The organism is Flavobacterium piscisymbiosum (assembly GCF_020905295.1).
Taxonomy (GTDB): Bacteria; Bacteroidota; Bacteroidia; order Flavobacteriales; family Flavobacteriaceae; genus Flavobacterium; species Flavobacterium piscisymbiosum.
The window spans coordinates 2,093,016-2,118,728 of sequence record NZ_JAJJMM010000001.1 but is presented as its reverse complement, the minus strand read 5'-3'; the positions used below and the strand labels follow the sequence as shown (position 1 = coordinate 2,118,728).

Annotated in this window: 23 protein-coding genes; 13 read left to right on the top strand and 10 right to left on the bottom strand. The window is 32.9% G+C overall.

Features of this window, described 5'->3' with window-relative positions:
• Positions 1-108 precede the first annotated feature (108 nt).
• From clpX to LNP81_RS09360, 5 genes are all read right to left on the bottom strand, one after another.
• Positions 109-1,341 carry an ATP-dependent Clp protease ATP-binding subunit ClpX gene (clpX, locus tag LNP81_RS09380; protein WP_056245443.1) on the bottom strand — a complete coding sequence of 411 codons (1,233 nt, stop codon included), beginning with the start codon at positions 1,339-1,341 and terminating at the stop codon, positions 109-111.
• 207 nt (positions 1,342-1,548) lie between these two features.
• On the bottom strand, positions 1,549-2,223 hold the full coding sequence (gene clpP / locus LNP81_RS09375; protein WP_055095106.1) for an ATP-dependent Clp endopeptidase proteolytic subunit ClpP: 675 nt from the start codon (positions 2,221-2,223) through the stop codon (positions 1,549-1,551).
• A 376-nt stretch (positions 2,224-2,599) separates the two neighbouring features.
• A complete protein-coding gene (locus LNP81_RS09370; RefSeq protein WP_230035282.1) occupies positions 2,600-3,922 on the bottom strand; it encodes a trigger factor in 1,323 nt (440 codons plus the stop codon).
• Between the two features lie 118 nt (positions 3,923-4,040).
• Positions 4,041-4,385 (bottom strand): phage holin family protein, encoded by a 345-nt coding sequence (locus LNP81_RS09365; RefSeq protein ID WP_230035280.1) that lies wholly within the window; start codon positions 4,383-4,385, stop codon positions 4,041-4,043.
• Positions 4,386-4,545: 160 nt separating this feature from the next.
• Positions 4,546-5,310 (bottom strand): alpha/beta fold hydrolase, encoded by a 765-nt coding sequence (locus LNP81_RS09360; protein ID WP_230035278.1) that lies wholly within the window; start codon positions 5,308-5,310, stop codon positions 4,546-4,548.
• Positions 5,311-5,529: 219 nt separating this feature from the next.
• On the opposite strand from LNP81_RS09360, the gene LNP81_RS09355 reads away from it, so the two are divergent.
• On the top strand, positions 5,530-6,924 hold the full coding sequence (locus tag LNP81_RS09355) for a hypothetical protein (RefSeq protein ID WP_230035276.1): 1,395 nt from the start codon (positions 5,530-5,532) through the stop codon (positions 6,922-6,924).
• Positions 6,925-6,975: 51 nt separating this feature from the next.
• On the opposite strand, the gene LNP81_RS09350 is transcribed toward LNP81_RS09355, so the two are convergent.
• The 3 genes from LNP81_RS09350 to LNP81_RS09340 form a co-directional block, all read right to left on the bottom strand.
• A complete protein-coding gene (locus LNP81_RS09350) occupies positions 6,976-7,827 on the bottom strand; it encodes a DUF4249 domain-containing protein (RefSeq protein ID WP_230035274.1) in 852 nt (283 codons plus the stop codon).
• A 5-nt stretch (positions 7,828-7,832) separates the two neighbouring features.
• Positions 7,833-10,109, bottom strand: coding sequence for a TonB-dependent receptor (locus LNP81_RS09345; RefSeq protein WP_230035272.1), 2,277 nt, complete (start codon positions 10,107-10,109; stop codon positions 7,833-7,835).
• A 229-nt stretch (positions 10,110-10,338) separates the two neighbouring features.
• Positions 10,339-11,052, bottom strand: a complete 714-nt coding sequence (locus tag LNP81_RS09340) for a pyridoxine 5'-phosphate synthase (RefSeq protein ID WP_230035270.1) — start codon at positions 11,050-11,052, stop codon at positions 10,339-10,341.
• 116 nt (positions 11,053-11,168) lie between these two features.
• Between LNP81_RS09340 and LNP81_RS09335 the strand changes: the two genes are divergently transcribed.
• The 8 genes from LNP81_RS09335 (at position 11,169) to murI (ending at position 19,602) form a co-directional block, all read left to right on the top strand.
• Complete coding sequence (locus LNP81_RS09335; protein ID WP_230035268.1) at positions 11,169-11,828, top strand: CBS domain-containing protein; 660 nt, start codon at positions 11,169-11,171, stop codon at positions 11,826-11,828.
• Positions 11,829-11,917: 89 nt separating this feature from the next.
• Positions 11,918-12,805, top strand: a complete 888-nt coding sequence (locus LNP81_RS09330; RefSeq protein ID WP_230035266.1) for an NAD kinase — start codon at positions 11,918-11,920, stop codon at positions 12,803-12,805.
• Between the two features lie 173 nt (positions 12,806-12,978).
• Positions 12,979-13,668 carry a type IX secretion system protein PorG gene (gene porG / locus LNP81_RS09325; RefSeq protein ID WP_230035265.1) on the top strand — a complete coding sequence of 230 codons (690 nt, stop codon included), beginning with the start codon at positions 12,979-12,981 and terminating at the stop codon, positions 13,666-13,668.
• Between the two features lie 4 nt (positions 13,669-13,672).
• The gene (gene uppS, locus LNP81_RS09320; protein ID WP_230035263.1) at positions 13,673-14,413 is read left to right on the top strand and encodes an undecaprenyl pyrophosphate synthase; all 741 of its coding nucleotides are present in this window, start codon (positions 13,673-13,675) and stop codon (positions 14,411-14,413) included.
• Positions 14,346-17,093, top strand: coding sequence for a BamA/OMP85 family outer membrane protein (locus LNP81_RS09315; RefSeq protein WP_230035261.1), 2,748 nt, complete (start codon positions 14,346-14,348; stop codon positions 17,091-17,093). Before uppS ends, LNP81_RS09315 begins: the two co-directional genes overlap by 68 nt.
• 47 nt (positions 17,094-17,140) lie before the next feature.
• Positions 17,141-18,151, top strand: coding sequence for an OmpH/Skp family outer membrane protein (locus LNP81_RS09310; protein WP_230035259.1), 1,011 nt, complete (start codon positions 17,141-17,143; stop codon positions 18,149-18,151).
• A 15-nt stretch (positions 18,152-18,166) separates the two neighbouring features.
• Positions 18,167-18,670 (top strand): OmpH/Skp family outer membrane protein, encoded by a 504-nt coding sequence (locus LNP81_RS09305; RefSeq protein ID WP_230035257.1) that lies wholly within the window; start codon positions 18,167-18,169, stop codon positions 18,668-18,670.
• Positions 18,671-18,825: 155 nt separating this feature from the next.
• A complete protein-coding gene (gene murI / locus LNP81_RS09300) occupies positions 18,826-19,602 on the top strand; it encodes a glutamate racemase (RefSeq protein ID WP_230035254.1) in 777 nt (258 codons plus the stop codon).
• On the opposite strand, the gene bamG is transcribed toward murI, so the two are convergent.
• Together bamG and LNP81_RS09290 are read right to left on the bottom strand one after the other, a co-directional pair.
• Positions 19,599-20,834, bottom strand: coding sequence for a BamG family beta-barrel-assembly machinery protein (gene bamG / locus LNP81_RS09295; RefSeq protein WP_230035252.1), 1,236 nt, complete (start codon positions 20,832-20,834; stop codon positions 19,599-19,601). The genes murI and bamG overlap by 4 nt on opposite strands.
• Positions 20,834-22,162, bottom strand: coding sequence for a DUF4270 family protein (locus tag LNP81_RS09290; RefSeq protein ID WP_230035251.1), 1,329 nt, complete (start codon positions 22,160-22,162; stop codon positions 20,834-20,836). The genes bamG and LNP81_RS09290 overlap by 1 nt, the downstream gene beginning before the upstream one ends.
• Positions 22,163-22,392: 230 nt before the next feature.
• Between LNP81_RS09290 and LNP81_RS09285 the strand changes: the two genes are divergently transcribed.
• Genes LNP81_RS09285 through LNP81_RS09270 form a run of 4 tightly spaced genes read left to right on the top strand, consistent with a single transcriptional unit; the run spans position 22,393 to position 25,706 of the window.
• Positions 22,393-23,235: a DUF6268 family outer membrane beta-barrel protein gene (locus LNP81_RS09285; RefSeq protein ID WP_230035250.1), complete on the top strand. Its 843-nt coding sequence runs from the start codon at positions 22,393-22,395 to the stop codon at positions 23,233-23,235.
• A 16-nt stretch (positions 23,236-23,251) separates the two neighbouring features.
• A complete protein-coding gene (locus LNP81_RS09280) occupies positions 23,252-24,259 on the top strand; it encodes a Kelch repeat-containing protein (protein ID WP_230035249.1) in 1,008 nt (335 codons plus the stop codon).
• Entirely contained in the window at positions 24,243-24,581 is a 339-nt protein-coding gene (locus tag LNP81_RS09275) for a DUF4907 domain-containing protein (RefSeq protein ID WP_230035248.1), read from the top strand. Before LNP81_RS09280 ends, LNP81_RS09275 begins: the two co-directional genes overlap by 17 nt.
• Complete coding sequence (locus LNP81_RS09270) at positions 24,582-25,706, top strand: sensor histidine kinase (protein WP_230035231.1); 1,125 nt, start codon at positions 24,582-24,584, stop codon at positions 25,704-25,706.
• Positions 25,707-25,713 lie beyond the last annotated feature (7 nt).

Below are 25,713 nucleotides of genomic sequence, written 5' to 3'. Positions count from 1 at the left end.
ATAATTATATCGAGAAACGAAAAAGCATAAAAAAACCTGCTCAAATAAAGGAGCAGGTTTTAGGTAAACGTTGTCAAGTTTTGAACTTTTACAACATAATATCAAGATTTATGAAGCAATTTCCATTCGCTTCAATAAATTTTTATTCAAAGTATGTTTTGCGTAATCTTTATCGATTGTCAAAACTTTATCATCTGAACTTGGCAATTCATACATCGCATCTGTTAAGATAGCTTCACATAACGAACGTAATCCACGAGCTCCTAATTTGTATTCTAATGCTTTATCAACAATAAAATCTAATGCTTCATCTGAAATATTAAATTCAACATCATCCATTAAGAATAATTTTTGATATTGTTTGATTAATGCATTTTTAGGTTGTGTCAAAATCGCACGTAAAGTTTCTCTATCAAGAGGATCCATGTGTGTTAAAACCGGCAAACGACCAATAATTTCAGGAATCAAACCAAAGTCTTTAATATCTTTTGGAATAATATATTGCAACAAATTGTCTTTGTCGATATTGTCTACATTTTTAGATGTTGAATATCCAACTGCCTGACGGTTTAAACGTTTAGAAATAATACGTTCTACTCCATCAAAAGCTCCACCTGCAATGAACAGAATGTTTTGCGTATTTACCTCAACAAATTTTTGGTCCGGGTGCTTACGTCCTCCTTTTGGTGGTACGTTTACAACTGTTCCCTCTAATAATTTTAGTAAAGCTTGTTGTACTCCTTCACCAGAAACGTCACGTGTTATCGAAGGATTATCGCTCTTACGGGCAATTTTATCAATTTCATCAATAAATACGATTCCTCTTTCTGCTTTGGTTACATCATAATCTGCAGCTTGTAGTAAACGTGTCAAAATACTTTCGACATCTTCACCCACATAACCTGCTTCTGTAAGTACGGTTGCATCAACGATAGCCAAAGGAACGTCTAACATTTTTGCGATAGTTTTTGCTACCAATGTTTTTCCGGTTCCGGTTTGACCTACCATAATGATGTTACTTTTTTCAATTTCTACTTCGTCGTCTAATTGCTGTTGCATTAAACGTTTGTAGTGATTGTAAACCGCAACCGACATTACTTTTTTTGTCTGATCCTGACCAATAACATATTGATCCAGGAAAGCTCTGATTTCTTTTGGTTTCTTTAAAATTAAATCACCAACAAGTTTTGCGCTTCCGCTTGATTTTAATTCTTCTATTACAATTCCGTGTGCTTGTTCAATACACTTATCACAGATATGTGCATTAATACCTGCAATCAATAAATTGGTTTCTGGCTTTTTTCTTCCACAAAACGAACATTCTAATACTACTTTAGCCATTCTTTTTTAGTTACATAAGTCGCAAAGTTACTAAGTTTCTGAGATTTACCAATAAAACCTCAAAAACTTAGCAAGCTATTAACTTTTTATTTTTTGTTTCAAGTCTTAAAAAAAGTTTCAAGTTTCAGGTTTGCTTCACCAGTTCGGCTTGCAGCCTCGGGTCAAGTTGCTATTGTTAACTTGAAACCTGAAACTTTAAACTAATTTTTAGCTTCTTCTCAACACTTCATCAATCATTCCGTATTCTTTTGCTTCGTCAGCTTTCATCCAGTAATCACGCTCACTGTCTTTGTGTACTTTGTCAAAAGTTTGTCCTGAATGCTGAGAGATGATATGATACAATTCATCTTTTAGTTTCAACATTTCGCGTAAGTTGATTTCCATATCTGTTGCAACACCTTGTGCTCCTCCTGATGGCTGGTGAATCATTACTCTTGAATGTGGCAAAGCCGAACGTTTTCCTGCTGCTCCTGCACATAATAATACAGCACCCATTGAGGCTGCCATACCAGTACAAATTGTCGCTACATCTGGTTTGATGTATTGCATTGTGTCATAAATTCCTAATCCTGCGTAAACGCTTCCTCCTGGAGAGTTTAGATAAATTTGAATGTCTTTTGATGCATCAGCACTTTCTAAAAATAATAACTGAGCCTGAACGATATTTGCGATTTGATCGTCGATACCTGTTCCTAAAAAGATAATTCTGTCCATCATTAATCTTGAAAACACGTCTAATTGAGAAATATTCAACTGACGCTCTTCGATAATATATGGAGTCATGTTTGTTGGGTTCATTGCTGCTACGATTTTGTCGTAGTACATTGCATTTACTCCCTGGTGCTTTGTAGCAAATTTTTTGAATTCTTTACCGTAGTTCATATTTTAAGTGTTCTAAGTTTTACGTAATATCTGTGTATATATTCTTCATCAAAGGTTGTACCTCTTTCTAAAGGATGTCAATTTGTCTTAGTTTTTTATTTCAGGTTTAATTTTGTTGCAGGTTTCAAGTTTTTGAACTCGCTTCTTAAATAGCCCAGATAGCAGTGAAAAGCTTTTTGAATTCCGTTTTTTAGTTTTTTTATTCTTGGAAAGCGACTGAAAGAAGCTCTTGCAAGAATTTGAAAAACTTAAACGGAAGAAAAAACTTGTAACGAATAGCTGGATTAGCTTCTGAAAAGTAATCAAAAATAAATTAAAACAAAAGAGCGTCAGGAAAAAACTTCCCGACGCTCAAATATACTTATTGTTTTAGAAATTATTCTCCGTAAGACGCAGCAATAAATTCTTCGTAAGTTACTTCTTTAGTTGTTGGATTTGCTTTTTCTTTGAACACTTCTAACAATTTTTCAGCTACAACTTGCTCAGAAAGTCTTTTTACTTCGTCCTGGTTAGATAATACTCTAGCCACGATTCCTTGTACTTCTTCATCAGTTGGATTTGTTTGTCCAAATTGAGCCATTTGTTGTCTGATCGCGTTTGTTGTAAAAGCTTTCAAATCTTCGAATGTAATTTGGATATTACTTTGTGCCATCGCTTTTCCTTCGATTAATTGAAAACGTAATCCTTTTTCAGATCTTGCGTATTCAACTTCAGCTTCTTCTGCAGAAAGTTTTTTCTCTCCTACAGTTTGTAACCATTTTTTAAGGAATTCAGCCGGTAAATCAAATTTTGTGCTTTCGATAAGGAAATCCTGAACGTCTAACAATAATTTTTGATCTGCTTGCTGTGCGAATTGAGTTTCAGCATCTTCTTTGATTTTAGCTTTCAAATCTTCAAGTGAAGCTACTTTTCCTTCTCCAAAAAGTTTGTCGAAAAGCTCTTGGTTTAATTCTGCCAATTCTGCTCCGTTGATTGCTTCGATAGTAAAGTTTACTTCGATATCTAAACCGTGAACATCATCATGAGCTACTTTTAAGTAATCCATTAATTGGTGATCATCTGCAAATAAACCTTTTGTGCTTACTGTAACAACATCTCCAACTTTTTTACCGATGAATTTATCAGCAGCAGCTTTGTTGAAAGTAGATACAGCAATTGTGGTTGTATTGTTGATTCCTTTTTCTTCGTTTGAGAAAGTTCCGGTTAAATCTGAATCAGCTTCTACTTTATCTTGTGGAATTGCTTTTCCGAATTGTTTTTGGATACGCTCTACTTGTCCGTCGATTAATTTATCATCAGCAGTAACGATATATTTTACGATATTGTTTTTAGCTTCTAAGTCAATTTCAAAGTTTGGTACTAAACCAATTTCGTATTCGAAAGTTAGTTCTTCAGCATCCCAATCAAAGTTTTCGTTTTCTTTAGCAAGAGGAGTTCCTAAAAGATTTAATCTTTCAGATTGAACAAAACGCTCTAAAGCCAAATCAACTACTTTTTTAACTTCTTCTTGCTTAATAGCTTTTCCGTATTGTTTTTCAACAAGATCTTTAGGAACTTGTCCTTTTCTAAAACCTTTTACGGTAGCCAATGGCATTTTTTCGTTTATTCTTTTTGCTACTTGACCTTTATAATCCATGTGAACAACTGTCATTACGATCGTTTCATTCACAGCGTCTATTGCTACTCTTTTAATATCCATCTTCTTCTTTAATTTACATAATAAAATTGGGTTGCAAAATTATAAAATTTTTGCAACCCAACCAAGTTTTTAATCTATTGTATTTGAAGACGTTTTAAACACGCTTTCAATATTTATTTTATTTGTCGTCTCCAAGTATCTTATAAGTAATAGACTGAAGAATAGACAGTATGACACTAAACAATAATGCGGTCCAGAATGAGTCGACTGCAAAACCTCTGACAATATTGGTACACAATATAATAATGACAGCATTAATTACTAATAAAAATAAACCTAAAGTTATAAAGGTAACCGGCAATGTCAGGATAACCAATATTGGTTTTATAAAAAGATTTAGCAATCCTAAAACAATCGCAACGATTACTGCCGTGCCAAAACTTGCAACATGTACTCCGGTTAAAAAATTAGCGATTAACAACACCAAGGCCGCAGTAACAAGGAGTCTAAGTAATATTTTCATATTTTTTGAATTTAAAATTTTTAATAAAAGTAAGGAATTTTATTATTATTTTTTTGTCACAGATTAAAAGGTTTTTTTTTGCCACAAATTTCACAAATTTTCACAAATTAAAATTGAGACAAAATTGAATTAACATTCGCGTGAATTCGTGAAAACTTTTTTATTCTTTTAAAAACTGAGTAGTTAATTCAAAAAATAATTGAGGGTTTTCGGCGTGAAGCCAATGTCCTGCGTTTGGAATTGTTTCGAACTTAACATTTGGAAATTGTCTCCGAATCGCATCAAAATCTGAATCCTGGATATATCCTGAACTTCCTCCGCGAATAAATAAGGCTGGTTTATCGAAAACCAAATTCTCATCTAAAGCTTTCCCAATCGCATCCAGATTATTATTGAAAGCGGCAAGATTGAATCTAAAAGCCAATTGTCCGGGTTCCTGCCAATATAAGTTTTTTAATAAAAACTGACGAGTTCCAAAATCAGGAACGTATTCTGACAAAGTTGCTTCGACATCATTACGGCTTGGTTTTACCGAAAAATCTATTGCATTTAAACCAGCCAAAATATCCTGATGGTGTTGTTTGTAAAATTTTGGGCCAATATCGGCTACAATTAGTTTGTCTACAATTTCAGGATGTGTGGTTGCAAAAAGCATGGCTACTTTTCCGCCCATCGAATGTCCAAGAATATCAATTCTCGTTAATTGATTTGCCTGACAATATTCGAAAACATCCTGCACCATGGCTTCATAACTCCATTCGTCTGAATGAAAACTACGTCCGTGATTTCGTAAATCTAAGATGTGAACCTGAAATCCGGCTTCTACATATTGTCCTGCCAAAGTTTTCCAGTTATCAGACATTCCTAAAAATCCGTGCATGATGATGAATGGTTTTCCTTCCCCTTCTATTTTTGAGTATAACATTTATAATTTGGTTTTAGAAACATAAAAACAAAGGTAAAACTTATCCCGTAATCTGTAACCTAATAAGTTTATCGAATGTTTTTTTTTAATTAAATTTTATTAGAAAAACATTTACAACATTACGGTTTCCCGTAAAACAAAAACGAATATAAACATTATCTTGCGCCATTAAAAATCAAAGCTAAGTTTTGATTTAATTATTCAATTTAAACCATGACCATGATTAAAAAATTTCTTTTATGCGCGGTAGTTCTTTCGCAATTTGCCATCTCTTGTTCTAGCGATGATAATACAGATCCTACGACAGATCCAACAACAGAAGAACCTACAAAAGACAAAACTCTTGCGGAACAAATTGCAGAACTTGTTAAAAAACCTTATTCAGCTTTAACTCCTGCACAACAAAAACAAAAGCTTGAGATTGAAGCTAACGATATGCTGGTTCAACTTAACAAAACAAAAAGCTCAAGTGCTATTGAAGCAATTCAAAACCTTGGACATTTATTTACAATCGACCAAGTTGACATTTTTGATGGAAAAAGCAATAACGGAATTGAAGAAATTTTAACTGTTTCTGGTGTTTATGGTATTTATACCTGGGATAATACTAAAAAAATCTGGGTTAAAACAGCTTCGAAAACTGAATTGAAATTTATTTTCCCTGCTAAAAAAAGCCAAACTACAAACAATGCTATTTTATCAGCCAATAGTATTTCATCAGATATAAAAATAAAAAATATTGACACTTACGGAGAATGGAACTATAATAGTGAGACGCAACAAATGGTACACACACCAAGTGTATACGATTATTTCTTTTTACCTACTTCGACTGATGCAACATTAACAATTGACAATGTTCAAACTGCTTCTCTAACTCAAACTGCTAAGTATTCTAACAATAAACAAGCACCAGATGAGTTTGCTTACAAAATGAGCTTAAACGATGGTTATGTTTGGGAAATGAGCGGTAAAAAAGGTACAGAAACTACTTCGAAAGCTGTACTTACTTATAACGGAAAAATATTACTTGACTTTAACGGAGGAAGCTCAGCAAATATTGATGCTTTACTAAATAAAGAGGAACTTGCTCAATACAGAGGAAAAGCAAATGGTCTATTTACATTATTAGATAATTTTGTTATTATAGCCGATATGGATTTAGCTACTGAAGCAGCCGACAGAGAAGCTTTATACAAAAGTTTAGTTCGACCTACTTATCCGGATTATGACAAAGCTAACAGTAATTACAAAGCATATTACACAGCTATAAATGAATACGAGAAAAAACAATCTGAAGGTATTGCAGCCGGCTTTAATAAAAACTATAAGTTAATTTTAGTTTCTAAAAAAGACGGAACTAAAATTGCTGAACTTGTTCAACATTCAGATAAATCAGGTGAATACACTTTCGAATTACCTGTTTGGGTTGCAAAATATGGTTACTGGACAAACGATGGTACTGGAGAATCATTTTCACGACCTTATCTTGACGAAGTATTGTACTTAAAATTCAATGATAATACTGAAGTAGCAGCAAGCGTTTATTTCTCTACTGGATTTAATGATTTGCAAACTAAGTTTAAAGATTTTGCAGCATCTTTTAAAAAATAAATAGTTTTTAAAAATTTACTTAAAGCCGATTTGAAACCATTCAAATCGGCTTTATTTTTTTGGTGGAGTTCTAACAATTATAGTACTTTGCCCATATCCTGCCCAAATACCAATTCCTCCTTTTATATTCGACTTAAGGCTTGTATTCGAAGGATAAATTGGATTCTTATTATTTACAATTTCGTTTTGCCAGCCATTCCAGAAATCTAAGGCGTCTTTGTTTTGAGTTCTTAATTTTACATGAATCAAATTACCATCTGTAAAATACGGCGTGAATTTAGCTTTAGAAAAAAGCAAAAGCCCTCTGTTTATTTGCATTGAAATTGACGGAACTGTAAAGTTTGCATCATCTAAATTTCCATAAAATGCAGGTGTAAAAATTGGTTCTTCTTTATCGATTTTTGTAGCAATCTGATAATAATTTTTCTCATTTACGGGATCATCAAATTTTACAAAAATATAACCTATAGTATCTGTAGCAGCCTTTTTTATATATTCGGCACTTTTTAACTCAACAGATGGCGGAATTGATGTGACTGCCTCAACAACTCTGTCTAAATATTCTATTCTTAATGAATATTGCTTTCCTGTTTCTCCTTTTAGAGTTGAACCATAATAAACAAATGGCGGTATGTGGTTTTTATCATTTTTTACTCTCAAAACCTCTGAAGTCAGACCGTCAGAAATGGTGATTTTTGCCGATCTTATCACGTGATTTAAAACATTCGTAGAATCAATTGCGTCGGCAACCGGAATACTGCTAGACAATAAAACCTGAGCATAATCGCCTTCTTCAATCCATCCTTCTACTACAATTTTAGACTCATTACTTTGTTCGCTAAAATCGTCTTTAGAACAACCTACGACAATTAAAACAAAGAGAAATAGAATATATTTTTTCATGATTTTTAAAATTTAAATCTCCAGCTTATCGAAGGCAATATTCTGTACAAAGTTTTTTTCTCCTGTTTTACAATCACATTATTTCGATCTTCATTGACCTGAATATTCAAAAACACATAAATTGGATTATCAATATTAAGTGTATTGTAGATCGAAAAATTCAAGGCACTTTCTTTTTTATTTGTTTTCAGGAAAAAATAATTAACTGATAAATCTGTCCTGATATAATTTGGCATTTGTGCGTTATTATATTCTGAATATTCTTTGACAGGATTGTTATTGATAAAATACCACGAAGTTGGCATCGTAAAACGATTTCCCGAACTGAATACCTGAGTTACGCCAAAGTTCCACTTTGAATTCAAATCATACATTCCAACTATTGAAAGATTATGTCTTCTGTCGTATTTGGCAAAATAAGTTTTTCCGTTATTAAGTTCATCAAAATCACGATCAGACCAACTTAATGTATAACTCAACCAGCCTGTAAACTTTCCGTTGTTTTTGCGCAGCATCAATTCTAATCCGTATGCTTTTCCTTTGCCAACTAATAAATCATTCTTTAATGTTGTGATTTCATTAAACTGAGTTATTCCATAAGGATATTCGAGTAAATCTGTCATCAATCGATAAAATCCTCCGAATGAAGAAGTAATATTTTTTGAAATATTTTGATTTGAACCTATCGAAAATTCATCAGAAAATTGCGGTTTTATGCCGTCTGAACTTGCGATCCAAAAATCAGTAGGAATTCCAACGCTTGAAGTAGTTATTAAGCTTAAGTATTGGTATTGCCTGTTATAAGATCCGTAAAAAGAATATTTTTCGTTCGCGATATAATTTAATAAAACGCGAGGCTGAAAATGCAAATAAGAATCATTAGAACCTGAAGTATAATAATTAATTCGAAGTCCTAATTCAGCGTTTAACCTTTCGGTAAATTTTGGTTTAATCGTTGTAAAAACAGCAACTTCATCGGCATTAATTATATTGTTTTGAGACGTATTAGTATCTGTTAGATTTTCTACATTCACTTTTTGAGGTTGCAAATTATGATGTACGTATTGCACTCCAGATTCAACAGGAACATTTTTGATCGAATATCGAAAAGCATTATTAAACCCAAAATCTTTTACGTAGGAAGAAACACCAAACTTTATTGTAGCCTGTTCCATGTTTAATTCATTAGAATATTTACTGAAATAAACAGCATTTGACATGCTTAATTTAGGTGAAAACGTAGTTACCAAAGTTGGTGCAACTGTAAGGTTACTCCATTTTAAATTTGTTTGTAATGCAAGTTCAGCATCTTCTATTTTTAATCTATCTCCACTAATAAAAGCATCAACAGAAAGGAAATTGTTTTTTGAAAGTTGCGAAACCAAAGTAACATTTCCGTCAGAGAAACCATATTTCATATCCTGAACATCATCGCTTTCTGAATCTGAACGTAAAAGTGGGGCAACAACTTCATCGATATAAGTTTTTCTTCCTGAAATATAAAAACCAACTTTATTGTTTACAGGAACTGTTAAAGTAAGTTGCGAAGCCAGGATTCCAACATTTCCCTGAATACCCAACTCAGATGGTATTTTTTTATTCGGGATTAAAAGCGTTGTAGAGCTTAAACGTCCGCCATATTTTGAATTCGAACTTGATTTATCAAACTCAACTTCTTTAATATGATCTGTATTATAAAAAGGAAAAACACCTAATAAATGCGACATTCCATAAATAGGAGTTCCGTCGTATAATATGGCATTATGTCCCGGATCTCCTCCTCTCACATATAAATATCCGTTTGCATCTCCTGAATTTTGCACACCAGGCATTAGTTGCAAAAGCTTTATAATATCAGTAGTACCTAAAACTGTTGGTACAGAGGATAATTCTTTTAGATTAAAAGATAACTTGCCTCCTGACAAATTTGTAACACCCTTTTTTTTATCATTGGCTATTATGACTTCTTTTAATAGAGCAATATCTTTTTCTAAAACAATTGAAATTACAGTGTCTTTTACAAAATCAAAATGAATAGTTTTTTTAAGATAACCCAATTGGGTAACTGTTATTTTTAACTGCCCTAAAGAAACATTTTGATGAAAATTACCCAGAGTATCGGATATAGCGTAGTAGTGCTGATTTTTTATATCTAAAGAAATACTGGCACCAGGAAGGTTTTCGTTTTCAAGAGATTTTATATTTCCTGTTATAGTGGCTTTTGATTGCGCAAATACAGTAGAAAAACAGAATAAAAAAAAGAGAATTATAGCTTTCAACACTTGATTTTAATAAGAAAAGTGCGAAAGTAATCATTTATTAGTTGAAGTAAATATTTATTTGTAGTTTAAACAGTATAATCTAAAAAGTTCATTGTGACCTAAATGCCGCATGAGGGATAGCAGTGGAAATCCTTTCGTTTTTTTCTTTAAAAAACGAAAGATTGTAACGAATAGCCCGACCCGCTCCCGAAGCTTCGGGACTGCGGGTCATGCCCTACTCCTTTTTATTTTACTTCAATTTATTTAAATACATATTCACCACATTATCCAAACCAAGATAAAGTGCCTCAGCAATTAAAGCGTGCCCAATAGAAACTTCTAATAATCCTGGAATATTTTGATTAAAGAACTGTATATTATCTAAACTTAAATCGTGACCGGCATTGATTCCTAAACCTAATTCGTTGGCCAATTCTGCAGCTTTTACATAAGGATCGATTCCGTTTTTGTTTCCTAAATCATATTGGTGTGCAAAAGCTTCGGTATACAATTCGATACGATCTGTTCCTGTTTTTTTTGCTCCTTCGATAATTTCCAAAACAGGATCAACAAAAATCGACGTTCTGATTCCGTTACGCTGAAATTCCTGAATCACTTCAGTTAAATAGTCCTGATTTTTTATCGTGTCCCAACCCGCAGATGATGTGATTGCTCCAATGGCATCAGGAACTAATGTTACTTGCGTTGGTTTACACTCTAAAACCAAATCGATAAAATTATGTTGTGGATTTCCTTCGATATTATATTCGGTGTGAACAACTGCTTTTAAATCGCGTGCATCCTGATAACGAATATGGCGCTCATCCGGACGTGGATGAATTGTAATTCCCTGCGCTCCGAATTTCTGAATATCAGCCGCCACTTTTAATAAATCAGGAACATTTCCTCCTCGCGCATTTCGAAGGGTTGCAATTTTATTGATATTTACACTTAACTTTGTCATATAAATAGATAATTAATTCTAGTAACACTATATTTGTTACGACAAAAATACAAAGTAAAACGTAGCAGTTTTTGCTATTTTTTGATTATTTTGCATGAAATATCCTTAACAGATTTATGACAGAAATTATAAACTATATCACCAATGATTTCAGAGCGATAGATAGTCAGGAAACGATAGCCTCGGTTCAGGACTTTTTTGCTGATTTGAATTTTTCGCATTTTCCGGTTTTGGAAAACGGAATTTTCATTGGAAGTATCGCTGCTGATGATGTTGAAACTTTTGACACAGATAAAAAAGTTATTGATTACAAATATACTCTGGAACGCTTTTTTGCCCGAAAATCGATGATGTGGCTTGATGTTTTAGAAGTTTTTGCAAAGAATCATACTAATGTAGTATCGGTTCTTGACGAAAACAACACCTACATTGGCTATTATGAAATGGAAGATATCATGAAATTTTTTCAGGAAACTCCATTTTTAAAAGAGCAAGGCGGTATCATTATCGTTCAAAAAGGGCTTTTAGACTATTCTATGGGTCAGGTAACTCAAATTGTAGAAAGCAATAATGGTAAAATCCTGGGCTGTTTTGTATCTGAAGCTGATCTTGAAAATGTTCAGATTACCATAAAAATTGGCGTTGGGCCTATGAATGAAATTATTCAGACGTATAGAAGATATGGTTATGAAATTATTTCAGAACATCAGGAAGATGCTTATATAAATAGCCTGAAAGAACGCTCAGATTATTTAGACAAATACCTTAATATATAATATGATTGTTGAATCGGTTAATTGTTTAATCGTTTTGACGAAAAAATTAACGATTAAACAATTAAACAAAAAAATCGATTAAACATCAGATGAAAATAGCCATTTACGGACAATATTATCAAAACAGTACCGAACCTATAATTAAAGACATTTTCTTGTTTTTTAAGTCGAATAATGTCGAGATGGTAATTGAAGAAAACTTTCTGGAAATGCTTTATGAAAAAGAACTCGTTAAAAAAGAGTACAAAACTTTTTCGTCAAGCACTTCTTTAGATGATAGTTTTGAAATGCTAATTAGTATTGGCGGTGACGGAACTATTTTAAGAGCCGCAACTTTAGCACGTAATTCAGGTGTACCTATATTAGGAATTAATGCGGGAAGATTAGGATTTCTGGCCACTGTTCCTAAAGAAAGTATTGATAATTTTTTACAGTTTGTAATTGATAAAAACTATACAATTTCTGAAAGAACTTTACTCAGTATAACTTGTGATCCAAAAAACGACGCAATCGAAGAGAATCTAAACTTTGCCATGAATGAAGTGACTGTGAGCCGAAAAGATACTACATCGATGATTACAGTTGATACTTACTTAAATGACGAATATTTAAACTCTTATTGGGCAGATGGCTTAATCATCTCTACACCTACCGGCTCTACAGGATATTCATTAAGCTGCGGAGGACCCATTTTAACTCCAAATGTCGAAAGCTTAGTAATTACACCAATTGCCCCGCATAATTTAAACGCCAGACCTCTTGTAATCCCTGATAACACAGAAATTAAACTTCGTGTTTCAGGAAGAGAAGACCAATATTTAGTTTCATTAGATTCCAGAATTGCTTCGGTAAAAAACGAATCTGTTTTAACAATCAGAAAAACTGATTTTAAAATCAAGATGATAGAAATCCCGGGGGAAACCTTCCTAAAAACCTTACGAAATAAATTGCTTTGGGGAGAAGATAAGAGAAATTAAGTCCTTTTACGACTCGCCACTATACGATAATACCACATTTTGCCGTTCTGCATGTATCGAATCATCATTAAATGTCTCAAAATCATATTGTAAATTTAAAAAAAAGCACATTTAACTAAAGGAACGTTGATTCGTATCGATAATTATTATATTTGCACGCAATTTTGAATTAAATGAAGAAAATTTTTAATTTATTGTTATGTTTTTTCCCCTTTATCACACTAAATGCTCAAATCAATGAGATTGGTGTTTTTCTTGGCGGAAGTAACTTTGTTGGTGACGTAGGAAATACAACTTACATTGCCCCGGAAAAACTGGCTTTTGGTATTTTGTACAAATGGAATAAAAGCCCAAGACATGCATACCGTTTCTCTTATACGCAATCATCCGTAATTGGTAATGATTTGGATTCAAAAGAAACTGGACGAAACATGAGAGGGTATAGTTTCAAAAACGACATAAAAGAACTGTCTGCCGGTTTAGAATTTAATTTTTTTGATTTTAATCTGCATGATTACCATACAAAAGTTACTCCTTATATATATTCGGGAGTAAATTTCTTTCTTTATGATCAATTGTATCGCAACATAACGAATCCAAACGTGATGCAAAAACAAAACGGAAGTTCATTTGCTATACCTATTATATTAGGTATAAAATCGAACATAGCACCACACTGGGTTTTAGGTGCCGAAGTTGGAGCCCGTTACACTTTTACAGATAATATTGATGGAAGTAACCCTAATACAAACAGTGCAAACGTACTAAAATTTGGAAATTTAAATAATAATGACTGGTATGTGTTTTCAGGTATCACTTTAACTTATACCTTTGGACAAAAACCTTGCTATTGCGCATATTAATAAAATGAATTTACTAGACTCTATAGATCAGACAAACTTACCCAAGCATTTGGCCATAATTATGGACGGAAATGGCCGTTGGGCAAAACAACAAGGTTTTTTAAGAGCATTTGGTCATGAAAACGGAACAAAATCTGTAAAAAAAACAATTACCACTTGTGCCAAACTTGGCATCGAGTATTTGACTTTATACGCTTTTTCTACAGAAAACTGGAATCGTCCTAAATTAGAAGTCGAAGCATTAATGAAAATACTAATCAATTCATTAAAAAAAGAGCTTGTTACTTTACAGGAAAACAACATCAAACTTAATGCAATTGGAAATCTTGATAAGTTACCAAAATCGGCTCAAAAGGAGCTATTGGATGTCATAGATAAAACAAAAAATAATACACGTCTTACTCTAACCCTGGCTTTAAGTTACGGATCAAGAGAAGAATTGGTAAATGCCGTGAGAATCATCAGTGATAAAGTTAAAAATAATATAATTTCAATAGACGCTATTGACGATTCAATTATAAATGAGCATCTTTACACGCAAAATTTACCCGACGTAGATTTATTAATACGAACAAGTGGAGAACATAGAATAAGTAATTTTTTGCTGTGGCAAATTGCCTATGCAGAATTATATTTTACTAACGTCTTGTGGCCAGACTTTAAAGATCAAGATTTATATGAGGCTATTATTAGTTATCAAAAAAGAGAACGTAGATTTGGAAAAACCAGTGAACAAATTAAATAATATTTTAGTGTTACAAAAAAGAGTACAAATAGTCCTTACCCTACTTCTTTTGGGTAGTTTTTCACAAATAAAAGCACAAGAAAGAGTTCCTTTTGATCAGGGAAAAAAATATATTCTTGCTAAAGTTTCTGTTGTTGGTAAAATAAGCTTCAATGAACAAACTGTTGTTACCTTTTCAGGCCTTCAAAAAGGGCAGGAAATAGCCGTACCCGGTGAAGAAATCAGTGGTGCTATTAAAAAATTAGGCAAACTTGGCCTATTTGATGAAATAGCATTTTATGTAAATAAAATCGACAATGACAGTATCTACTTAGATCTTAACATTGTTGAACTTCCTAAACTAAATGAAGTAAAATTCGTTGGTATTAAGAAAAGTAAAGTAGAAGGACTAATTAAGGACAACAATTTGACCAAAAATAAAATTGTCAACGAAAACTTAATTACGACAACCAAAAATTATATAGAAAACAAGTATAAAAAAGACGGATTCTATAATACCAAAGTTACCATTACAAATACTCTTGATACCGTTAATGGTCATCACGTAAATATGCTCGTTCGGGTAGACAAAGGTGATAAAGTAAAAATTAGCAGTATTGATTTCATTGGAAATAAACAACTTACCAGCTCTCAATTAAGAGCTGCTATGAAAGATACAAAGCAAAAAAATTTCCTTCGTATTTTAAAATCTTCAAAGTTTATTCCTGAAAAATACAAAACCGACTTAGAAAAAGTTGTTGCTACGTATAAAGAAAAAGGATATCGTGATGCCCGTATTATTTATGATTCTGTTACTTATAACAAGAAGAAAAACATGCTTGCGATCAAGATTAAGATGGAAGAAGGAAACAAATATTACTTTGGTAATATTAAATTCCTTGGAAACACAGTGTATCCGGATCAATTGTTAAGCCGCTATTTAGGAATTAAAAAAGGAGAAACTTATAATGGAGTTTTACTTGAAAAACGTATTGCAGATAAAACAAAACCTGACGCTGAAGATATTACAAACTTATACCAAAACAATGGTTATTTGTTTTCTAATATTAATGCTGTGGAGGTAAGAACGGTAAACGATACCATCGATTTTGAAATTAGAGTTACAGAAGGACCTATTGCTTATTTTAATAAAATATCTGTAGTAGGAAATGATAAAACAAATGACCACGTTATTTACCGTGAACTTAGAACCAAGCCGGGAGAGAAATACAGTAAAGAACAATTGGTTAGAACTATTCGTGAAATTGGACAATTAGGATTCTTTGATCCTGAGGCGATCGATCCAAAATTCAAGAATGTCGATGCAAGTGCAGGAACTGTTGATATCGAATATCATGTTGTAGAAAAAGGATCTAGCCAGGTCGAACTTCAGGGAGGTTATGGTGGTGGAGGTTTCATTGGAACTTTAGGATTGTCTTTTAACAACTTCTCTGCCAGAAATATATTCAACAAAGAATCATACAAGCCGTTACCAATGGGAGATGGTCAAAAAGTATCTCTTCGTTTACAAGGAAGTACTTACTTTCAGACGTATAGTATTTCATTCTCAGAGCCATGGTTTGGAGGAAAAAAACCAGTACAATTTAGTTCATCTATATCTTATAGTAAACAATTCTTAAACAATTATGCGACAAGAAGTGTAGATAAGAGCAAAAGTTTTAACATCTTAACGTTACAAGTAGGTTTAGCAAAACGTCTTACTGTGCCGGATGATTATTTTGTATTATCACAATCTGTGAGTTACCAACATTATGATTTGAATAATTACAACACAGGATTATTTACTTTTGGTAACGGAGCATCAAGAAACTTAGCGTATACAATTGGACTTTCAAGAAGTAATAAAGGGGTTAACCCGATATTCCCAACTTATGGTTCAGACTTTAGTATCTCTGCAAAAATAACACCTCCTTATTCCTTATTTAACGGAATCAATTATGGAGATTTAAAAAATGAAAAAGAATACAAGACACAATATACAGGATCTCCAACTTCAGGTGTAGACAAACAACCTCTTAACCCTGGCGACTATGTAAAAACAGAAACTGTAGACGGACAGACTGGTTATGCGAGTGTTGGATCTGATTACGCAAACGCTGATACTGATCAGGGTAAAGTCGATCAGAAAAAATACAACTGGTTAGAGTATTATAAAATTAAATTTAAGGCAGACTGGTATACTAAACTATATGGTAAATTAGTTCTTAGAACATTAACAGAGTTTGGTTTCTTAGGTGCTTATGATCAATCAAGAGGTGTTGTACCATTTGAGCGTTTCTATTTAGGTGGAGACGGAATGCAGAGTTACTCAATGGATGGTAGAGAAACTATTGGATTAAGAGGTTATGAAAATAACTCTTTGACTCCTGTAAATGCAAACAATGAGCAAATTGGAGCAACTATTTACAATAAATTCTCTATGGAATTACGTTATCCAATTACATTAAAATCATCTGCATCGATCTATGCGTTGGCCTTTTTAGAAGCTGGTTCATCATACCCTACTTTTAAAGATTATAATCCATTTGATCTTTACCGTTCTGCGGGTGTTGGATTACGTGTATTTATGCCAGCATTTGGATTATTGGGTATTGACTGGGGTTACGGTTTTGATCCTCAACCGGGAGAAACTAAAGCACACGGTAAAGAAATTCACTTTATTATTGGACAACAGTTTTAGTAGAAATTTTAGTACATTTGTTTGAAAATTTCAAATAGACTAATATTATGAGAAAACAATTTTTATTTATATTTTCGGCCTTGGTGGTAGCATATACAAGTCAGGCTCAAACTAGGACGACTAGGATTGGCTACATCGACATGGAATATATTCTAGAAAATGTCTCTGATTATAAAGAAGCTAAAGCTCAATTAGAGTTAAAAGCCCAAAAGTGGAAACAAGAAATAGAAGCCAAGAAACTGGACATTAATAAACTTAAAGACGGCCTTAAAGCGGAAAGAGCTTTATTGACCAAAGAGCTTATTGACGAAAGAGAAACTGAAATTAAATTTCAGGAAGATGAAATGCTGAGCTACCAGGATAAACAATTTGGAGCCAACGGAAACTTGATTCATCAAAAAGCTTCATTGGCAAAACCAATACAAGATCAGGTTTTTACTGCTGTTCAGGATATTGCAGAAGCTAAAAACTATGACTTTATTTTTGACAAATCATCAGATTTAACAATGCTTTTTAGCAATAAACGATTTGACATCAGTGATCAGGTTATACGTGTTTTGAACAGGACTGATAAACGCGAACAATTGACCAAAAAACAATTGAAAGATCAGGAAGCCAAAGAAAAAATCGAAAATGCTATTGATGAAAATCCGGCAATGCAGGACAGACAAAAAGTATTAGACGAAAAAAGGGCTGCCAGAGAAAAATTAATTGAAGACAGGCGATTAGAGCAAGAAGCTAAGAAAAAAGAATACGACGATCGAAGAAAAGCAATTGCAGCTGAAAGAGAAGCGAAAAAAAATGGCACGGTTTCTGAACCAGCTAAAACAGAAGCAACCAAAACTGCTACTGACGCAACAGCAAAACCTGCCACAACAACAGGGACTGAACCAACAACTACAGTACCCGCAGTTGATAAAGCAGCAGAAAGACAAAAACTTTACGAAGAGCGTAAAAAAGAATTAGAAGAAAGAAGGAAGAAAATTTTAGAAGAAAGAGAAGCGGCCAAAAAAGCAAAAGAGGCCGAAACACAAAAATCAAATACGACCAATAATTAATTAATATTTTTAAAAATGATGAAACAAATCAAAACTTTACTAATTGCTGCCATTTTAGTTTTAGGAGCAAGTAACACAATGAACGCACAAGCTAAGGTAGCTCATGTTGATGTTAGCGAGATTATGTCGAAAATGCCTGCAATGCTGGATGCACAAAACCAATTACAAAAATTAAGTGGTACATACGATGCTGAATACAAAAAAATGGTTGACGAATATCAAGTAAAAATCAAAAAGTATGAAAGTGAAGCTACAACTGTAACTGATGCTGTAAACACAGAACGTTCTAAAGAAGTTCAGGACATGCAAAAAAGAATCGTTGATTACAGAGACAACGCTCAAAAAGAATTACAACAAAAAGAAACTGACATCGTAAAACCATTAATGGAAAAAGTTAGAGCTTCTATCCAAAAAGTTGGAAAAGCTAAAGGTTTCCAATATGTATTAGATGGTTCTACTCTTTTATTAGCTGATGGTCCAAACTTGACTGCTGATGTAAAAAAAGATTTAGGATTCTAAAAAACAGATTTCTTAAAATAAAAAAAACTGCTTAGACTTGTAAAAGTTTTAAGCAGTTTTTTTTTACATTTAATTAAAACTAAAAAACGATAATATTCGCACATTTCACGTAAATTGGAATACTAATTTATTTCAAAAAACACTAAATTTGTATCATGACGAATAACAATCCTATAGGCATTTTTGATTCTGGTATTGGAGGAACTTCCATCTGGACCGCCATTCACGACTTACTTCCAAACGAACAAACAATTTACTTAGCCGATAGTAAAAATGCTCCTTACGGTCAAAGAACAAAAGAAGAGATTGTTGCCCTGAGCAAAAAAAATGTTGATTTTTTACTTGATATGAATTGCAAACTTATTGTCGTAGCATGTAATACCGCGACAACAAACGCTATATTAGAACTTCGTGCAGATTATGATATCCCGTTTATAGGAATTGAACCTGCAATAAAACCAGCTGCTAATAACTCAAAAACTCAGGTCATTGGTATCTTGGCAACCAAAGGAACCCTGAATAGTGAGTTATTCAACAAAACGGCAGAGATGTTCCAGAATACCAAAATAATTGAACAGGTTGGTTATGGACTTGTTCAGCTTATTGAAGACGGGAATCTAAATTCTCCAGAAATGACCCAATTATTAGAGTCTTATTTACAACCCATGATCGATGCCAATATTGATTACCTTGTTTTAGGCTGTAGTCATTACCCTTATTTAATTCCTCAGATTAAAAAAATCCTTCCGGAACACATTCAGATTATTGATTCAGGAGAAGCTGTAGCGAGACAAACCCAAAATATTTTGCGTGAGAAAGTAGGCTTTACCAACAATCAAAAAAGCGATCCTGTATTTTATGTCAATTCAAATCCTGATGTTTTAAAATCCATTTTAGAGTATAAATATCCTGTTATCGAAAGAGACTTTTAATCTATTTTTCGCTTCACAAACCAAATTCCGTCTAAAGATAAATTAAGAGAAAGTTTATGATAATTTTCTTTTATTAAATTATTCGAAATAGATCCTTTTTGGCCGTACGAATATGAAATATGCAAAGCCGAATAAGTGTTTTCAAGCGGCAAAGAAAGTCCAAAAGAAACAGAAGCATTATTTACTCTTTTGCCATCGACCTCTAGATAGCCGGTATCAAAATTTACTCCTGTTGCATATTGAATTCTGTCCCAATATTTTCGGACATTCTTTTTGGTACTGTAAGTAAAACCAAGTGCAAATCGATCCTGGTTGACAAAATCACCATATAACTCAGATTGATTAGTATTGTTCCATAAACTCTTTTCATAATCTAATGTCATATTCACATTATTTTTAAAACGTTTACTAATCCCTATTCCCATTTCTAAAGGCATATAATAATCATCTGTATCTGATGCTACATTAGACTCTACGACAGTTACAACATCATCAGCAATAGTCTGAACCGTTTGAACCTTTGATGCTTTAATTTGAGTTGGCATTTTAAAAGTTGTAGCAACTGTAAGAGTAGAATCTATTTTATATTGCGCCCCTAAAGTAGCACGCAAACCATTATAATTCGTTTTTTTCTGAATATTGGTAACCGAATTCATAATCAGGAAACTTCTGCTATCATTTGTGCTTCCAAACAATAATGCTGCTGATGCCCCAACAGACAACTTTTTACCAAATCTATACCCGTAAGAAAAATCAAAGTTATTCAATCCGCCAGAACCGGTGGCCGTTAAATAATAATAGTCCTGACTATTTTCTATTGGCAATTTTAGATTAGAAATTTTAAAAGCTGAACTTGAATACGGTTTTAAAGCCACACTAAATCCAGAGTTTTTAGTAACCGGAAAAGCGAAAGCAATATGCGAAAATTGAAAATTATTTCGGGTTTCGCTTTTCGAACTGTTTTGATAAGTGGTTCCAATAGCCTTTCCTCCAATATCAAACATAAAATGATTTTGAGGCAAATATCCTAATGATGCCGGATTGAGATTATTTATAAAAGTATCTGATGGTAAAGCCATCCCTGACGAACCAATTGAAGGGATTACACCAAAATCAGCATCATACAAACTACCAACTCCATATAATGAATAAGGTGAACTTGAAATACTTTGAGAAAACGAAGTTAGCGACAGTAATATGAAGCCACTTAAATAGACTAATTTACTTTTCATTAATAAGAGATGTAATAAATTTTAAGCTGAATTTTATTGTTCAAATGTTTTTGATCTCCTAAAACAATTCTATTTACTGATTTAGAAATTGCCGGCAATGTTAGAATAAGAGAAGATCTGGAATCTGATGCTTTTAGCATTTCTTTTTGTAAAAAAGCACCAATTGGAATTGTATACCCAATGTTTTCATTAAATTCATCGCTTTTTTTGTTCAGAATACCAAAAACCGCAGTACCGGCAGAATTCAGTAATGAACCACTCAGCCTATTTAAATTATCCCCCACATAAACTTTTAAGGAATCAGCAAGAGGATATTTTTCAGAAAAAGTATTACTTACTGGTTTTAGAAGTATTTGGGCATCTACAATTGCTCCATTGGCCGAAATGTGCTTGAGCTGTTTAACGTTCGGGAAATCGATTCTACAGGCAACCCCAGAACCGGATTGGATAAAGCCTTGCCTATTCGTTAATGTACTTGATAGTTTACTATTAGATACAGGCAAATTTTCAAGCATTGTTCCGCTTTTATCAGATGAAATAGCATTGAATTGTTTTGTGGCATCTGCAATGGTAAAATCTAATATAAAAGGAACTTCTTCAGTATCTGCCTGATATTTTGAATAATACAACCGGACCTTGCTTGTTGCCACATGAAAACCAATTACACTGGCAGAATTTGAAGTTGATGGCACCAGAACGAGGCCTTTTAGATATTCACTAAAACTATCAAAATCTGTAATTTCTCTTTTCTTTAATTTCTGAAACAGAGCAGATCCAAAAGCATCACTCATTTTTATATTAATTGAGTCTTTTTCGAGCGGCCTTGGTTTGTATGAAATGGTTCCTAAACTTTCATCGCTATAACTTAATGACGAATTATTATAAAAACTTTTATCATCAGTATTGGGTTTTACTTTTTGAGTTAACCGATGAATATTAAAAGTCTGCACTTTTGTGGTATCACCATAATAATAGTTATCGTATTTTAAAATCATCGAAATAGAATCAAAAACATAATTGGTCGTTTCTGTATCAGAACCGCTAGTATTTAATGCATAGGAATTTGAAGCCAATTGAAAATAACTGTTCGATTTTACCTTTCCAAAAATTGGATCTTCATAATTACCAATCAAAATGCGGTTTTGACTGGAGGTAACAAGGGAATCGAAATTTATCGTAGACATTTCTACCGTTACAGTATCAATTAAAATGACTTTATTACCAACAGCCAAATAATCTGATCCCACAACAAATTCGCCAGCATCAGAATCAGTTCCGCATGAAATTACGGTTACTGCCAAAAACAACATCAATATAAACTTGTGCATAATCAATTTTTTGAACAAATATAAATTGCACTCTCCTGCACTACACTATAACATATACAGCCAAGCGTTTTTAGACTATAAAAGGCAAAAAAGCATCTACCATACGTAAATACCATCAAATACTTCACTCAGCCTTAAAAAATGGCATTTAGTCTATCAAAAAGAGCCGTACATATATCTTCTTTTTTTTAAAACCACTAGCCACCTACTTTTGAACCAATAAATAAGTAATGAAAACAAGGTTTTTAATTTGTTCGGTTTTTTTGATTTCAATTTTCAACATGAAAGCTCAGGAGAACTTTTCAGTAAATGCGAATATAAAAACAGAACCTACGGATAAAATTGAATTTAACGAAACCAATATTGGTGTATCGTTTACTAAAGAAATAAATGCGAAAAACAAAATAACAAACACATTAGAATACTCGAATTTGAAAGTAAACTATGAATTAGACAGCAATATCAAGTACGGGAATTTAGATCAATTCAATCAGATTAAGAATAAGTTTGAATTTTCTCATGAGCTTTCAAATGCAACAAATCTTAATTTTTCGATTACGCCAACGGTAAATTTTCAAAGCAATTTAGATAGCAATGATTTCACGCTTTTAGGAAGTTTTGTCATGAGCCAAAAACTAAATTCAAAGACGTCTGTTAATCTTGGAATATCCAGAACAACTGCTTTTGGTTCTCCGAAATTCTTGCCTGTTTTATCCTTAAATTACAATATAAATAACAAAGCTTCTTTACTTATTGGTTTTCCGGATTCAAAAATTTCATACTCTAATAATATTCGAAACAAGTTTAGTTTAAGCAATAGTTTTAATGGTAATTATTATCATTTAGACCCACAAAAAAATCTAAATGACAATGCATCAAAAGTCAGTTTATCGCAAATGACTTCGGCACTTGAATACGAAAGAAATGTAGACAAAAACTGGTTTCTAAATTTTAAAGCCGGATATGATTTTGATAAAAAATACAATCTAATCGATAATGATAATCATAAAGTATATGACTTTAATACCGGTAATGGTTACGTTTTAGGAGTTGGCATCAAATACAAACAATAAATAAATTTAATACACTATGAATAATTTAAAAAAAGGAATATTATTCGCGGCATTGTTTTCGAGTCTCTTTTTTATAGGCTGCAGCAACGATAATGACGACGATGATTTGATAGGAAACTGGATTAAAAAATCAGCATTTGATGGCCCTGCAAGATCTAGTGCAACCAGTTTTGTTATTGGAGATTATGCTTATGTAGCAACCGGTTATACTGGTGATGTTTATTTAAAAGATTTATGGGCTTATAATTCGACTGGAGATTATTGGGAACAAAAAGCCGATTTTACAGGAATTGGAAGAAGTTCTGCTTCTAGTTTTACCCTTAACAATAAAGGATATGTAGGTCTTGGCTACGACGGAACCAATAAACTAAAAGACTTTTATCAATATGATCCAACAAGTAACACCTGGACACAAAAAACTGATTTTGCAGGAACTGGCCGTTATGCGGCTGTAGGTTTTCAGGCTGGCGGAAAAGCTTATTTTGGGACTGGTTATGATGGAAATTACCTTAAAGATTTTTATCAGTACAATGACCAAGCCAATACATGGACACTGGTAAACGGATTTAGCGGAAACAAACGACGTAATGCTACTGCTTTTGTTATTGCTGATAAAGTTTATTTTGGAACCGGAATTAATAATGGTGTTTATCAGGAAGATTTCTGGGAGTTTGATCCCGCTACAGAGGTTTGGACAAGAAAACGTGATATCGATAAGGATACAGACGATGATTATACTTATAATGATGAATATGCAATTGTTCGTTCGAATGCCTCAAGTTTTACTATGGATGGTTTAGGATATGTTGTAGGTGGAGAAAATATAAAAACAATCTGGGAGTACAATCCGTCAACAGATTTATGGGTAGAAAGAACCCCGATGGAAGGAGCCAGCAGAACAGATGCGGTTGGTTTTGCTATTAACAATCGTGGTTTTTATATGCTTGGAAGAGTAGGTTCAACCTATTTTGATGATGCGTGGGAATTTAAACCTTTAGAGGAACAAAATGACAACGATAATTAATACAAAAAGACAATTCTTCTGGAGTAAAATCCAGAAGAATTTATTGTTTCTTTTACTGGTTTTACAATTTACAGCCTGCACTAAAAATGAACCTTTTAAAACAGAATCATTTAAAACAGCCTCAGGTTGGGGATATACAATCGCTTTTAAAAATAAAATTATTATTAAGCAATCTGTCATTCCGGTAATAAACGACACCAAAAGTTTTGCAACAGAAAATGATGCATTAAAAGTGGCTCATTTAGTAGTAGACAAACTCCATCAGAACATATCACCAACCGTAACCAAAAATGATTTAATTTTATTAAAAATTAAATTATAAATGACAATAGATACTATCAGAAATACGAGTTCAAATAAAATCTTATTCCATTGCATCATATGGGTTTTCTTCATTCTGACTTCATTAATTCAGTTTTATGAAAGTCCGTTCAGGATCAACAATGATTTTTATGTACAATGGGCTACAGGAATTATCCTGTTCTACCTTAATTATTTTTATTTGGTTCCCGTATTACTTTTAGAAAAAAAATACTGGCTCTATTTTGTATTTGTATTTGCCCTCATCTTATTGTTTATGATCATAAGGATTAATTATTTTATTCCTGACTTTTCGCAAGTAAGACAATTAAAACCAACCGGTACCATACACACAATACCGCCCGAAGATTTTAAATTAATGTACAAAGGCCGAAGAGTGAGAGCTGCGGTACTAGCAACAAGACAGCCTTTATTTTTTAAAATTGGCCCTTCGTTTTTTTATATTTTAATTATCACTATAAGCGCCATTATAAGAACACTAACAGAATTTTATAACAACCAGCAAAACAAATTAATCGCCGAAACACACCGAACAAATACTGAATTGATTTATCTGCGCAAGCAAACCAATCCGCATTTTTTATTCAATTCCTTAAATAGTATTTATTCTCTGGCACACAAGAAATCTGATTTGGTCCCTGATGCCATCGTGACATTGTCAGAATTAATGCGCTATATGCTCTACGAAACAGACAATAAAACGGTGGCTTTAGAAAAAGAAGTCAATTATATTCAGAATTATATTGAATTGCAAAAACTGAGGCTAAACAACATCGAAGACATTGTTATAAATGTTCATGGTGATACGAAAAACAAATTTATAGAACCTTTGTTACTTATTTCATTTGTTGAAAATGCTTTTAAATACGGAACCGATTATAAAGGTGCAGCACATGTAAAAATTAAGATTTTTATTCTGGAAAACAGTCTTGATTTCTGGATAGAAAATACAATTGAAAACTATGTAAAAGATCCAGAAAACTCAGGAATTGGGTTGGTAAACATTCAAAACCGCCTGGATTTGCTTTATCCAAATGCACATGAACTCAGCATCACACAAGACAATGAATATTATCGTGTGCATCTGAATTTAAAATTAGATAAAATTCAAACCGCAATAAATTAAAAATAAC